Here is a 13,598-nt window from a genome sequence, read left to right on the forward strand (position 1 = left end):
CGCTCAGTGGTTCAGCACGCTGTCGACGATCTCGGCCAGGTTGCGGGAGAGTCCATGGTGCCGGGCCAGTTCCGCGATCGCCGCATGCGCCGCTTCGCGCCGCCGCGGCTCCAACCGCTGCCAGCCATTGAACGCCGTGGCCAGCCGCGCCGCCACCTGCGGGTTCAGGGCATCCAGCGCCACCAGCCGCTCGGCCAGCAGGCGGTAGCCGGCGCCGTCGATGCGGTGGAAGCCGCTGGGGTTGTTGCGCACGAACGCGCCCAGCAGCGATTGCACCCGGTTCGGGTTCTTCAGCGTGAACGCGGCATCGCGCTCCAGCATCCGCACGCGCTCCAGCGCCGGCTCGCCCGGCAACTGCACCTGCACCGCGAACCACTTGTCCAGCGCCAGCGCGTTGCCGGCGTGGCGCTCGCGGTAGTCGCGCAGCGCCGCGGCGGCCTGCGGCGCGTCGTTGCGCACCAGCACGGCCAACGCGGCCAGCCGGTCGGTCATGCCGGGTGCGTCGTGGTACTGCGCGGCGGCCAGTTCGCCGGCACCGGCGTGGTCGACCAGGGCGAGCAGTTCCAGCATGCGGCGTTTCAGTCGGCGGCGCGCCTGGCTCGATGCGTCGAGCTCGATACCGGTGTGCGCGGCCAGCGCGGCATACCGTCGGCGCAAGGCTTCCGCGCCCAGTCGCTCGGCCAGCCGCCGCTGCAATTCCTGGCGCAATTGATGGATGCGCTGCGGGTCGATCGCGGTCTCGCGTTCGGCCAGCTCGATCTCGCCCGGCGGGGTGAGCAGGTCGGCCAGCAACGCGTCGTCGATGACGGCGTTGCCGAACAGCCGGGCCTGTGCGTCGCACCAGGCTTGCAGGGCGGTGCCGTCGCTGCCGTCGCTGCCGTCGCGCAGGTTCTCGTAGGCGCGCGTGGCCAGCTGCTGGCCCGCCTCCCAGCGGTTGAAGCCGTCGACGTCGTGGGCCAGCAGCAGCGCCAGTTCGTCCGGCGTGTAGTCGCATTCCAGGATCACCGGCGCGGAAAAGCCGCGCAGCAGCGACGGTACCGGCGCGGTGGCGACGTTGGTAAAGACGAAGCTCCGCTCGGACCGGTCCAGCACCACCACCTGCTCGGTGACGGATTTGGACGTCTGGCCGTCCAGATGCAGCGGCAGCATGCCGCCGTGCGGCGCGAACAGCGCCAGCTTCACCGGGATCGGCAGCGGCGGCCGGGCTTCGGTCGCGGCTACACCGGCCATGTGCTGGGCCAGCGTCAGCGTGTAGGTGTGGTTGGCCGCGTCGTAGCGGCCCTGCGCCTTCAGCCGCGGCGTGCCGGCCTGGGCGTACCAGGCGAGGTAGGGCGTGAGATCGGTGCCGTTCGCCTCGCCCAGCGCGCCGAGGAAATCCTCCAACGTGGCGGCGCGGCCGTCGTTGCGCTCGAAGTAGCGGTCCATGCCGCGGCGGAAGCCGTCCCGGCCCAGCGCGCCGGCCAGCATGCGCACCAGCTCGGCGCCCTTCTCGTACACCGTGGCGGTGTAGAAGTTGTTGATCTCGCTGTACTGCGCCGGACGCACCGGGTGCGCCAGAGGGCCGGCGTCCTCGGGGAACTGCGCGCGACGCAGCAGGGCGACGTCCTCGATCCGTTTCAGCGGCGCCGAGTTCATGTCGGCCGAGAAGCTCTGCTCGCGGAACACCGTGAGTCCTTCCTTCAGGCTGAGCTGGAACCAGTCGCGGCAGGTGACGCGGTTGCCGCTCCAGTTGTGGAAGTACTCGTGCGCCACCACCGCCTCGACGTGGCGGTACTCCTCGTCGGTGGTCGAGTCGGGCGCGGCCAGCAGGCACTTCGCGTTGAAGATGTTGAGGCCCTTGTTCTCCATCGCGCCCATGTTGAAGTCGTGGGTGGCGACCACGTGGAACACGTCGAGGTCGTAGTTGCGGCCGTAGGCCTGCTCGTCCCAGCGCATCGCGCGCTCCAGCGCATCCATCGCGTAGTGGCAGCGCCCGATCGCGTCGGCCTCGGCCCAGATCTTCAGCGTGACCGCGCGGCCGTCGGCTGTGACGTAGTCGCGCTCGATCACCTCCAGACGGCCGGCGACCAGGGCGAACAGGTAGCTTGGCTTGGGATGCGGGTCGACGAAGCGCGCCCAGTGCCGGCCGCCCTCCAGCTCGCCGGCGCCGTCCGGGTTGCCGCCGGCCAGCAGCACCGGGAAGCGGGTGCGGTCGGCGCGCAGGGTGATCGTGTAGCGCGACAGCACGTCGGGCCGGTCGGCGAAGAAGGTGATGTGGCGGAAGCCTTCGGCCTCGCACTGGGTCAGCAGGAAGCCGGTCTCGCGCGAGCCTGACAGGTACAGGCCCTCCAGCGCGGTGTTCGCCGCCGGGCGCAGCCGCACGCGGGTCTCCAGCACGCTGCCGTCGCGGGCGCCGTCCACTTCCAGCACGCTGCCGTCGTAGCGGTACGCGCTGGCGGGCAACTGCCTGCCGTCGAGCGCGATCGACAGCAGCTGCAGGCCCTCGCCGTCCAGCCGCAGCGGCGCGTCCTGCGCGGGGTCTCGGCGCAGCTGCAGGCGCGCCAGCACTTCGCTGGCGTCGATGCCGAGGTCGACCTCCAGCTCGACCGCCTCGACCCGCCAGGCGGGCGCGCGGTAGTCGCGGAGGCGGATCAGGCCCGAAGTGGCTGGTTGCGGCAGTGCATGCATGGGGGGAGAACACGGAGGAATGGGGACTGGTCAGGGTAACATGGGGTGTTTCAGCCGCAGGAGAACCCCCGTGGATGCGACGCGATATGCCGCCGGACATGACCGTCTCGGCGAGCGGGAAATCGTGGTGCTGGCCGAGGCCGGCGCCGGCCGGCGCGTGCGCATCGCGCGACGCGGAGCGGCCCTGTTCAGCTTCGAGGCGAACGTTGCCGGAGTCGCGCGCGATCTCGCCGACGGTTACCGCGATGCGGCCGAAGTCGCCGCCCGCGCGGGCTCGCGCTTCGCGATCATGGCGCCGTTCGCCGGGCGCATCGCCGATGCGCGCTACCGCTTCGATGGCCAACTGCAGGATCTGCAGCCCGGCGTGACCGGCGCCGCGCGGGCCAGTCGGCATGGCTTCGTGCGCGACGTGGATTTCGACATCGCGGCGCTGGACGCGGACGACGGCCGCGCGCAGGCCACCCTGGCCACCCGCGCGATCCGCCCGCAGCCCGGCTACCCGCATGCGATCGACCTCGCCGTGACGTTCACCCTGGATGACGGCGGCCTCACCCTGGAGGCATGCATGCGCAATGTCGGTGATCGCGCTGCGCCGTGTTTCTTCGGCTGGCATCCGTATTTCCGCGTGGCCGACGGCGAGGTCGACGACTGGCAGCTGCAGATTCCCGCGCAGACCCTGATCCGCACCGGCGCCGACCTGATCGCGCTGGACGGGACGGAAGCGTACGTGGCGCTGGACGATGCGCCGGCGCTGGATTTCCGCGAGCCGCGGCGGATCGGCGACAGCATCATCGACCAGGGCTATACCGACCTCGAAGCCGATGCCGACGGACGCGTCCGCACCCGCCTGCGCGACCCCGCCAGCGGCTTCGGCATCGCGGTGTGGCAGGAGCGCGGCGTGCTGCACGCGTTCACCGCTGACACGGTGAGCCGCGATGCGCGGCGCGCGGTCGCGCTGGAGCCGATGGAGTGCATGGCCGACGCGTTCAACCGGCCCGAGTGCGCGGCGGCGGTCCGGCTCGAACCCGGCGCCGAGCGCCGCTTCCGTTGTGGCGTGGAGATCGTTTCGTGATGGATGCCTTGCCCGATTTCGCGCAGATTCTCGACGCCGCCGCGCGGATCGCGCCGTACGCCAGCGTCACGCCGGTGCTGCGCAGCGCAATGCTGGACGCCCTGAGCGGCGCAGAGCTGCACTTCAAGTGCGAGAACCTGCAGCGCGGCGGCGCGTTCAAGTTCCGCGGCGCCTGCAACGCGGTGTGGTCGCTCAGCGACGGGCAGGCCGCGCGCGGCGTGGTCACCCATTCCTCCGGCAACCACGGCAACGCGCTGGCGCTGGCCGCCGCCACCCGCGGCATCGCCGCGCACGTGGTGGTGCCGGAAGGCGCGGTGCGCGCCAAGCTCGAGGCGATCGAGCGCGCCGGCGCGGTGCTGCACCGCTGCGCGCCGACCCAGGCCGCGCGCGAGGCGAAGTGCGCCGAGGTGCAGCGCGCCACCGGCGCCGAGCTGGTGCACCCGTATGCCGACACCCGCGTGATGGCGGGCCAGGGCACCCTCGCGCTGGAGCTGCTGCAGCAGGTGCCGGGGCTGGACGCGCTGGTCACCCCGGTCGGCGGCGGCGGCCTGGCCAGCGGCGTGGCGATCGCCGCGCACGGCGTCGACCCGGCGCTGGCGCTGTTCGGCGCGGAGCCGCTCGGTGCCGACGACGCGGCGCGCTCGCTGGCGCAGGGCAGCCGGGTCACCAGCGTGGTGCCCGACACGGTCTGCGACGGCCTGCGCGCGCTGGTTGGCGAGCACAACCTCGACGCGCTGCGCACGCACCGCGTGGAAGCGATCACCGTCAGCGACGTGGAAACCGTCGCCGCGATGCGCCTGTTGTGGTCGGAGCTGAAGCAGGTGGTGGAAGTGTCCAGCGCCACCGTGCTGGCGGCGGTGCTGCAGCAGCGCCAGCGCTTCGCCGGCCGCCGCGTGGGCCTGGTGCTGACCGGCGGCAACGTGGATCTCGACGCGCTGCCGTGGTGAGATCAACTAAGGCAACATCGCGATCAACTTAAGTTTCTGCGCCTAGCCGCTAGATTTACCGCAACGATGGTGCACCCCCCATTGCCTTGCTCGGGGCAAGCAGTAGTAGAGTTCCTCCTTGGCAATTAGGGATGATCCGACAGGGGAGCGGGATGACGATCAATATTGCGTTGGCGACAGCCGACTGCATTGTTCTTGGCTGCGATAGCCTCTCTAGCATCATCCAGTCGGCGATTTTTCCGTACATGCATGGGGCCGAGCCAGCGTGCGACAAAGATGGGATGCCACTGCTTGACGAAGACGGGAACATGTTGATCCCGCTGCGATTCGACACGATGAGGCCGGTCGCGACGCATGTGTTCAGCGGTGTCAACAAGATGTTTTGCATTTACGAAGACGAGAGCAAGGACACTGTTGTTGGTGCGGTGACCTCGGGACTTGCGATTCTTGAAGGCTCGACGATCGCTGAGTTGGCCAAGCGCTTTAGACGGCAGACAGTAGAAAGCCGAGCCGAATACCGCACAGTCGAGCAAGTGGCTCGTGCCTTTACTGACTTCATCGGCGAAATTTGGGCGCGAGATCAGAAAGACATACCGCAGAATTACCGGGCGACAGTCCAGTTCCTCATCGCCGGGTACGGCAAGGATGATCCACATGGGAAGATCTACCGATCAGATACCATGGCGAACCAGCTTGCTGAGCAGTTTGACGAAGCGCCTCATTCAGGACTGTGCTGGGCAGGACAGGCGGACTATGTTGAACGGCTGATTCAGGCGGTTGACTCTCAGCTTAGATCCGCGGTTGGCCGGGAGCTTTCTAAGGCCATGACTGCGCAGCGAGAGTTGACTATCGCCGATTTATCTAAGGCATTGATTGATAAGAATATCAACTTGCCAGAGGACTTGGAAATCCAAGTCACTGAGCATCAACCGACTACATTACCATGGCAACAGTTTCGGGCCGATATTGATTACGCGAATCTATCGACTCAATACGCCATTCACTTGGTCGAAATGCTTGTGAATACACAATCCGGCATGCAGCGCTTCGCTCGTGGCATTCCGACGGTGGGGGACGTACCCACATCGGCGTCATCAAGCAGGGAGAAGGATTGCAGTTGCTCAACGCTCCGGCTTTGGAGCACAAGCACACGGGGTACGGCGATGAATAACGATCTCTACTTCAACGCTGGTCGCGCAACCTTCCGAGATGGAGAGGTTCGCTCCCCCAAGGCGTCCGAACGTGCAGGAGCTGCATCAACAAAGCCCCCGTCGACACCGCCTGTTAAGACGAAAATCTATTCGGTGGTGGTGAAGCAAGGTACTCTCAAGATTGCCTCTGCGCCCCGTAAGGTCCGGTAGAATCTACCCACCGCGACGCAATTTTTCGCCTCGTCGAACATCGGTTCCAAGTTCAATTCATACGAGTGCGTTGTATTCAAAGCCAGTGATGTGGGCCTCTACGCGTTATCGTTTGGATCTAACCTCTCAAGCTGTCGTGGGTTCCTCGATGGCCGCGTTGCCCGCGGCCACTCCGGCCGGGGCGGGGTGGGCGCTGCCGCCCGGCAGGTGGTGCGCCAGCGCGTGCAGGTCGAGCTGGGCCACCGGGATCGGGCGATAGCTCACCGGATCGAACGCCACCTCGCCCGGCTTCCAGCCGTCCAGCGTGCGCACCGCGCCCCAGAAGCGCCTCAGCGCGGCCCAGTGCAGGCCGACCAGGCCGTAGTTGTTGTCGGCGTCCACCACCGGATCGCCCACGCCGGTGGGGCGCGCCGGCTCGCCGTACAGCGCGGTGCCGAACAGCACGTCCCATACCGACAGCACCTGGCCGAAGTTGCAGTTGTGCAGGCCGGGCCGCTCCGGATCCACCAGCATGTGGTGCAGGCGATGGAAGCGCGGGTCGACGAACACGCGCTGGAACATCCGGCCGAAGCCGACGCGGGTGTTGGTGTGCGAGAAGTTCTGTACCAGCTCGCCGATCAGCATCAGCCAGGCGAACTCGTCCGGGTCCACGCCGATCGCCAGGCCCACCGTGGCGAGGATCATCGACTGGATGAAGCCGTCCACCAGGCTGCCGCGGTCGTTGGTCCAGCAGTTCATCTGGCGCGTGCTGTGGTGCATGCTGTGCAGCGCCCACCACCACGGCAGCGCGTGCTGGGTGCGGTGCATCCAGTAGTACGTGAAGTCGTAGACCACGTAGTACACCGCGAACAGCGCATACGGATGGTCGTTGAACCACGGCACCAGCGCCTTCAGCGCCAGCGGCGAGCCGGTGCCCGTGGCGCCGGGGTCGGCGCCGCCGAACAGGTGGCTGAACGGCATCAGCACCAGGTAGGTGAACAGCGGGAAGATGCCCAGCAGCATCAGCAGCGTGTAGTTGCGGTCCACCAGGGTGAGCTTGCGGTCCGCCCATTTTTCCGCCGGAAAGAAGGTCTCCAGCGGGCGGAACACGAAGCCGATGATGGCGATCTGCAGCGCCGCGATCAGCAGCGCGGCGGCGATGTCCTCGGGGTTGCCGGTCAGTCCGTCCAGATGCAGCGCATCCAGCACCGGCACCACGGCATGGCCGCTCAGCCAGCTGACCAGGTGAGCCCACCACAGGGAGAGATCGAACATCGGCTTTTCTGCGAATCCGGTAGGGGCGCATTCTATCGCCGTTGCCGGGCCCGCAGGCTGAACCGGCTCAGCCCGAACCGGCTCGGCTGCGCCGGCGCGCGCCCACGCCGCTGACCGCGGCCAGTCCCAGCAGCACGAACACGATGCCGAGCCCCTCCATCGGCGACGGCCGCTCGTGCAGGATCAGCCAGGCCAGCAGCACGCTGACGATCGGCACGCCTAGGCTGGACACGCTGGCCACCGTGGTCGGCAGCCGCTGCAGCACGATCGACCACAGCCACCAGGCCAGGCTGGAGGCCAGCAGCACGCTGTAGGTCAGCCCGCCGATGAAGATCCAGTTCCACTCGATCGCGCGCTCCGGCACCGCCAGCGCGGCACCGCCGAGCGCAATGCCGCCCAGCAGCATCTGCCAGGCGGTGAGGCTGAGCACCGACGGTGCATGCCGGTGGAACAGTCGCTTGCTGAGTACCGTGCCGGCAGCCCAGGCGACGCCGCCGGCGATCGCCAGGGTGGTGCTCAGTACGCTGCCCATGTCGTGCCATGGTTCGATGATGCACACCAGTCCGAACGCGGCCAGCGCCAGCCCCAGCCAGTGCCGCTGGGTGGGGCGGTCGCCCAGCAGCAGCCACGCCAGCAGCACGGCCCAGAACGGCATGGTGTAGGCCAGCAGTGCCACGTGGCCGGCGCCGCCGCCGAGCAGCGCCCATTGTTCCAGCCCCTGGAACGCGGCGGTCTGGCACAGGCCGATCAGCAGCGTCGGTCCCAGCGGCGGCGGCCGCAGCGACTGCCGCGTCAAAAGCAGTGCGGCGAACAGCACCGCCGCACCGAGCAGGTAGCGCAACGCGGCGAAATGGAACGGCCCCGCGTACGCCAGCACCTGTTTCATCACCACCCAGCTGTAGGCCCAGATCAGGATGGTGGCGAGCAGCGCGAGCAGGGCGCCGCGTGATGGCGAGGGAGACATGGGAAGCCGGGTCGGGGAGAGGCGACAAGTCTAGCGGCGTGGGTTAGCTTGTGGCGCCCCTTTCGACCATCCGCCAGCCATGATGACCACGACCACCGAGCCGTCGCGCTGCCACTGGGCCACCGGCAGCGACGCGCTGATGCGCGACTACCACGACACCGAGTGGGGCGTGCCGCTGCACGACGACCGCGCCCTGTTCGAGTTCCTCTGCCTCGAAGGCGCCCAGGCCGGCTTGTCCTGGCGCACCGTGCTGGCCAAGCGCGAGAACTACCGCAAGGCCTTCCACCGCTTCGAGATCGACCGGGTCGCCGCGATGGGCGACCGCGAGCTGGAACGGCTGCTGCTCGATCCCGGCGTCATCCGCAACCGGCTGAAGATCTCGGCCGTCCGCGACAACGCGGTCGCCGCGCAGCAGGTAATTGGCGAGTTTGGCAGTCTGGACGTCTATCTGTGGTCGTTCGTCGGCGGCAGGACGCTGCGCAACCGCTGGCGCGACCGCGCCGAGGTGCCGGCCAGCACCGAGCTGTCCGACCGCATGAGCAAGGCGCTGAAAAAGCGCGGCTTCCGCTTCGTCGGCAGCACCATCTGCTACGCGCTGCTGCAGGCCACAGGGATGGTCAACGACCATCTGACGGGTTGTTTCCGCCATCGGCAGGTGTGATCGCGACGTTGCCTGCTCTGCAGGAAATTGCGTGCCGAGTCATCGCGCAGCGCGGGAAATGTGCGTTCTTTCACACTAACGCGACATATTTGAACGCTTGCCGTGATGCGGGCAAAACGCGTGCTGAATGGAATGGCGCGCGCACTTGTGAATTCCCTGTTCCGCGATGGAAGCTGCGCAGGTCGAGGCCGGTCGTTCGTTGCATTCACAGGGCGTGGCGACGTGCATCGAAGCATCGCAGGGGATAGCAACGCATCTGGCCATGTCCAGTCATCTTTGACCGCAACACTTTCGGAGGCACTCAATGAAATCACGTCACCTCATGCTCAAGCTGGTCAGTGCCGCCGTACTTACCGCGCTGGCCGCGTCGCCGGTGCTGGCGCAGACCACCGGCACCACGACGACCACGACGACCACCGCCACGACCTCCCATGAATCGGTCACGCTGGGCAACCAGTTCAGCACGTTCGCCGGTTCGACCACGAACTCGCAGTCGCTGGTGCAGGGCCTGCGCGACGGTACCGCGATCACGCTCAGCGAACCGGTCACCACCACCTCATCCACCGGCGTCAAGACCACGACCACGGTGTCCACCACCTTCACGCCCGCCACCGGCCCGATGGGCTACGGCAACGTGAAGATCGCGCTGTCGCTGGCCGAGGCCAGCCTGGCCAAGGCGGGCATCACCGATCCGACCGCCGCCGAGATGCAGGCCGCGCTCAACGGCGGCACCCTGGTGCTGGCCAATGGCACCAGCATCAAGCTCGACGGCATCCTCGCCGCACGTGCCGCCGGCGAAGGCTGGGGTCAGATCGCCAAGGCCGAGGGTTTCAAGCTCGGCGACGTGATGCGTTCGCCGAAGGCGGACGCGCATGCGCATACCCACGTGAAGGTCGAACGGGTCGAGCAGGCCAAGGGCCATGACGTCGATCGCCCGGGCAAGCCCGAGCACGTGGCCAAGGCCGATCGCCCGGAGCGCCCGGAGCGCCCGAACAAGCCGGAGCGCCCCGAGCATCCCGACCACACCGGCCGTCCGGGCGGCTGAGCCCAGCCGCTCCGGACACGCTAGTCTTTGCAGGCCCGGTGTGAAGCCGGGCCTGCTGCCATTTCCCACCATCGCAAGGAAATCCTGTTCATGCGCAACTCTCACCAATGGATGCTCGCCGGCGGCCTGCTGCTGATCGGCGCACCGGCGGCCCATGCCGCCACGTCGGACAGCGGTCAGTTCAGCCTCAGCGCGGGCGCGAACTACAGCAGCGGCAAGTACGGAACCAGCAACACCACCGACATCTGGTCGGTGCCGGTCACCGCCGAGTACGACGTCGACCGCTGGACGTTCAAGCTGGTCGTGCCGTACATCAACATTAGCGGCTCGGACAACGTGATCCCCGGCGTGGGCAAGGTCAAGAACGGCAATCCGCGTGGTCGCGGTCTCGGCCATGTGATCGGTGGCGTCCTTCCCGGCGGTGGCGGCAGCACCGGCACGACCGCCAGCGGTTCGGCATCGGGCCTCGGCGACATCGTCGCTTCGGCCGGCTACGAATTGTTCACCAGCGCGGACCGGACCGCCGGGCTCGATCTCACCGGCAAGGTGAAGTTCGGCACCGCCGACGAGAACAAGGGCCTGGGCACCGGCAAGAACGACTACGGTATCTCGCTCGACACCTACAAGGTGATGGGCGACTGGACCGCGTTCGGCGGCGTCGGCTGGATGAAGTACACCAGCTCGCAGTACATCCAGCTGAAGAACGGTTTCAACGCGAACGTCGGCATGGGCTACAAGCTCGGCGGCAGCGACGACATCGGCGCGTACTATTACTACCGCGAGCGAATCGCCACCGGCGGCGCGCCGCAGAGCGAGCTGACCGGCTACTGGAACCACAAGTTCAACGACAGCCTGCGCCTGCAGGCCTACGTGCTCGGCGGTTTCGCCAACGGCAGCCCGGACTATGGCGTGGGCGCGTCGCTGAAGTACAGCTTCTGAGGAAACCGCGGACGACCCTGCGGCCCGCCGCCATGGCGCGCCGCGAAGGTCGGCCCGGAAATTTCGGTCCATCCGGCTCCGTGCGTGTGCACGGAGCTTTTTTCATGGCGCCGCCAGGTCAGCGCCGCCGCGAGCCGCGCAGCTGGTCGATCGAGAAACTGGCGATCTCGGTGCCGCCGACGCGGCGCGGCTGGCCCACGGGCGGGCCCCAGGCATGGGCGCTCACCACTTCCCAGCTGGCCGGGATGCGGCCGTCCGTGCGCATCGCCTCGTAGGCGGCCAGCATGCGGCGGTAGCGCCCCTTGCCGGTGAGGCCGCGCGCGCGTGCGCGGTCGGCGTTGGTGGCGCCGAGTCCCTGCAGTTCTTCCAGCAGCTTGCGCGGTTCGCTGTAGGTGAGGGTATAGCGGAACACGTCCAGCACGGGGTCGCGCAAGCCGGCGTTGAGCATCGCGTCGCCGACGTCGTGCATGTCGAGGAAGCGGCCCACGTGCGGTTGCTGGTCGGCCTCGGCCCAGGCCGCGCGCAGTTCCTTCAGGGTGTCCGGGCCGAAGCTGGAGAACGCCATGAAGCCGCCGGGTTTCAGCACGCGCATGCACTCGCCGAACAGCGCGGACAGGTCGTCGACCCACTGGAAGCACAGGTTGGAATACAGCACGTCCACGCTGTGGTCGGCCAGCGGCAGATGGGTGGCTTCGGCGCACACGCGCATGAACGGCTTTAGCCAGCTGCTGTGCTGCTTCGCGGTGCGCAGCATCGGCAGCGCCAGGTCGAGCGCGATCACCTCGGCCTTGGGGTAGCGCTGCTTCAGCAGCGCGGTGCCGCGGCCGGTGCCGGCGCCGACGTCGACCACGCGCAGCGGCGTCTCCAGGTAGAAGCCCAGCCGTTCGAGCAGGGCATCGCCCACCTCGCGCTGCAGCGCATCGTGCTGTTCGTAGCTGGTGGCGGCGCGGCCGAAGTGGCGGCGCACCTGCCTGGGGTCGAGTTGGAAGTCGCTCATCGCGCCTGCTCAAGGGAAAGGGGTGCCAGCAGCGGCTGCAGCGCCTGCGCCACCGCGTCGGCGTGGCCGAAGAACGGCGCGTGGCCGGCTTGCTGGATCTCGGTGTAGCCGCCGCCGCACTGGCTGGCCGACCACTGCATCGCCTGCGGCGGCACCAGCCGGTCGCGCCGGCCGCTGATCCAGGCGCTGGGCACGCGCAGGTCCGGCAAGGCGGCGCGGCGATCGCTGGTTTCCAGGATGCGGATGCCTTCCTGCAGCACGCGCAGGTCCGGTTCGCCATGCGCGAACACCAGCTCGCGCAGGTGGCGCAGTTCGCCGCGCGGGTCGGCGCTGCCCATCGCTTCCAGTGCGAGGAAACGTTCGATGGTATCGTGGTAGTCGGTTTCCAGGTCGCTGGCCAACTGGTGCACCAGCTGGCCGTCGGCGCCGTGCGGCCAGCCCGCGTCGCGCACGAACTTCGGCGTGGCGCACAGCATCGCCAGGGCGCGCACCTGCCGCGGCAGTTCCAGCGCGGCGGTGAGCGCGATGGTGCCGCCCAGCGACCAGCCCAGCCAGACCGCCGGCGGCGTGACCCCGGCGATCGCCGCGGCGCAGGCGTGCGGCTCCAGCGGCAGGCCGCAACCGCGCGAGCGGCCGTGGCCGGGCAGGTCGACCACGTACATCGTGCATTGGTCTTCCAGCGCCTCGACCAGCGGCGCCAGCACGCCGCCGTGCATCGCCCAGCCGTGCAGCAGCACCAGCGGGACGGGGCCGTGGCCGCGCCGGTCGACGTACAGGCTCATGCTTCGCTCCAATGGAGTGAGGCGCTTTTTACGTTCGCTTCCTCTCCCCTTTGGGGAGAGGATTGAGGTGAGGGGCAGGTGCTTGCGGGAAAACCGCTCGGAGCGAGCATCGAGTGGGCGACATCGCCAGCGTGCCCCCTCACCCCCGCCCTCTCCGCGTAGGGGAGAGGGGGTGAATTTGTAGGGGCGAGGTTTGCATCCACGGCGCCGCGCCCGTCGAACACGAAGCAGTCGCCCTGCCAGTGCGTGCCGTCGGTCTGTTCGAGGTACTTCAGGATGCCGCCGTCGAGCTGGTAGACGTGTTGCATGCCGAGGTCCTGCATGTGCAGCGCGGCCTTCTCGCAGCGGATGCCGCCGGTGCAGTACGAGACGACGGTCTTGCCCATGTATCGTTCGCGGTCGGCGGCGATCGCGGCGGGGAAGCCGGTGAAACTGGCGAGGCGATAGTCGACCGCCTGCGGGAACTTGCCGGCATCGGTCTCGTAGTCGTTGCGGGTATCCAGCAGCAGCACCTCGCGGCCGTCGTCGTCGTGGCCCTGGTCCAGCCAGCGCTGCAGGGTGGGCGCGTCCACCGCCGGCGCGCGGCCGCCTTCGGGGCGGATCGCGGGCCGGCGCATGGTGATGATCTCGCGCTTCAGGCGCACGCGCAGGCGGCCGAACGGCACCACGTCGGACAGCGACTCCTTCGGCGCGACGTCGGCGAAGCGCGGGTCGTGGCGCAAGCCGGCCATGAAGCCGTCGATCTGCGCGCGGCTGCCGGCGAGGAACAGGTTGATGCCCTCCGGCGCCAGCAGGATCGTGCCCTTCAATGCCAGCGCTGCGCAGCGCGCGAGCAGCCGTTCGCGCAGCGCGGGCAGGTCGTCCAGGCTGATGAACTTGTAGGCGGAGATGTTGACGATCGACATGCGG

12 protein-coding genes are annotated in these 13,598 nt (G+C 68.2%); 6 read left to right on the forward strand and 6 right to left on the reverse strand.

Features of this window, described 5'->3' with window-relative positions; all coding sequences use genetic code 11:
• Positions 1-3: 3 nt before the first annotated feature.
• A complete protein-coding gene (gene pepN / locus RHOFW104R8_RS08115) occupies positions 4-2,667 on the reverse strand; it encodes an aminopeptidase N (protein ID WP_068094397.1) in 2,664 nt (887 codons plus the stop codon).
• A gap of 70 nt (positions 2,668-2,737) precedes the next feature.
• On the opposite strand from pepN, the gene RHOFW104R8_RS08120 reads away from it, so the two are divergent.
• The 3 genes from RHOFW104R8_RS08120 to RHOFW104R8_RS08130 all read left to right on the forward strand — a co-directional run bounded on the left by RHOFW104R8_RS08120 (position 2,738) and on the right by RHOFW104R8_RS08130 (position 6,047).
• Positions 2,738-3,739, forward strand: coding sequence for an aldose 1-epimerase (locus RHOFW104R8_RS08120; protein WP_068094399.1), 1,002 nt, complete (start codon positions 2,738-2,740; stop codon positions 3,737-3,739).
• Complete coding sequence (locus RHOFW104R8_RS08125; RefSeq protein WP_068094402.1) at positions 3,739-4,686, forward strand: pyridoxal-phosphate dependent enzyme; 948 nt, start codon at positions 3,739-3,741, stop codon at positions 4,684-4,686. The genes RHOFW104R8_RS08120 and RHOFW104R8_RS08125 overlap by 1 nt, the downstream gene beginning before the upstream one ends.
• Positions 4,687-4,838: 152 nt before the next feature.
• On the forward strand, positions 4,839-6,047 hold the full coding sequence (locus RHOFW104R8_RS08130; protein WP_153021699.1) for a hypothetical protein: 1,209 nt from the start codon (positions 4,839-4,841) through the stop codon (positions 6,045-6,047).
• Between the two features lie 126 nt (positions 6,048-6,173).
• On the opposite strand, the gene RHOFW104R8_RS08135 is transcribed toward RHOFW104R8_RS08130, so the two are convergent.
• Together RHOFW104R8_RS08135 and RHOFW104R8_RS08140 are read right to left on the reverse strand one after the other, a co-directional pair.
• Positions 6,174-7,301 (reverse strand): sterol desaturase family protein, encoded by a 1,128-nt coding sequence (locus tag RHOFW104R8_RS08135; RefSeq protein WP_068094410.1) that lies wholly within the window; start codon positions 7,299-7,301, stop codon positions 6,174-6,176.
• A gap of 67 nt (positions 7,302-7,368) precedes the next feature.
• Complete coding sequence (locus RHOFW104R8_RS08140; RefSeq protein WP_068094411.1) at positions 7,369-8,265, reverse strand: DMT family transporter; 897 nt, start codon at positions 8,263-8,265, stop codon at positions 7,369-7,371.
• Between the two features lie 82 nt (positions 8,266-8,347).
• Here RHOFW104R8_RS08140 and RHOFW104R8_RS08145 point away from each other — a divergent pair, with 82 nt between their 5' ends.
• The 3 genes from RHOFW104R8_RS08145 to RHOFW104R8_RS08155 all read left to right on the forward strand — a co-directional run bounded on the left by RHOFW104R8_RS08145 (position 8,348) and on the right by RHOFW104R8_RS08155 (position 10,910).
• A complete protein-coding gene (locus RHOFW104R8_RS08145; protein WP_068094621.1) occupies positions 8,348-8,926 on the forward strand; it encodes a DNA-3-methyladenine glycosylase I in 579 nt (192 codons plus the stop codon).
• Between the two features lie 304 nt (positions 8,927-9,230).
• Positions 9,231-9,971, forward strand: a complete 741-nt coding sequence (locus RHOFW104R8_RS08150; RefSeq protein ID WP_068094414.1) for a hypothetical protein — start codon at positions 9,231-9,233, stop codon at positions 9,969-9,971.
• A 90-nt stretch (positions 9,972-10,061) separates the two neighbouring features.
• Entirely contained in the window at positions 10,062-10,910 is an 849-nt protein-coding gene (locus RHOFW104R8_RS08155; protein ID WP_068094416.1) for a hypothetical protein, read from the forward strand.
• A gap of 118 nt (positions 10,911-11,028) precedes the next feature.
• Here the strand turns inward: RHOFW104R8_RS08155 and bioC are convergent, their stop codons facing one another.
• From bioC to RHOFW104R8_RS08170, 3 genes are read right to left on the reverse strand one after another with little or no spacing between them, the layout of a single operon-like run.
• Positions 11,029-11,907 (reverse strand): malonyl-ACP O-methyltransferase BioC, encoded by an 879-nt coding sequence (gene bioC, locus RHOFW104R8_RS08160; RefSeq protein WP_068094420.1) that lies wholly within the window; start codon positions 11,905-11,907, stop codon positions 11,029-11,031.
• Positions 11,904-12,689, reverse strand: a complete 786-nt coding sequence (gene bioH, locus RHOFW104R8_RS08165) for a pimeloyl-ACP methyl ester esterase BioH (protein ID WP_068094422.1) — start codon at positions 12,687-12,689, stop codon at positions 11,904-11,906. The genes bioC and bioH overlap by 4 nt, the downstream gene beginning before the upstream one ends.
• On the reverse strand, positions 12,686-13,594 hold the full coding sequence (locus tag RHOFW104R8_RS08170) for a sulfurtransferase (RefSeq protein WP_068094427.1): 909 nt from the start codon (positions 13,592-13,594) through the stop codon (positions 12,686-12,688). The genes bioH and RHOFW104R8_RS08170 overlap by 4 nt, the downstream gene beginning before the upstream one ends.
• Positions 13,595-13,598: the final 4 nt, after the last annotated feature.

This window comes from Rhodanobacter sp. FW104-R8 (assembly GCF_001617365.1).
In the GTDB taxonomy this organism is placed as follows: domain Bacteria; phylum Pseudomonadota; class Gammaproteobacteria; order Xanthomonadales; family Rhodanobacteraceae; genus Rhodanobacter.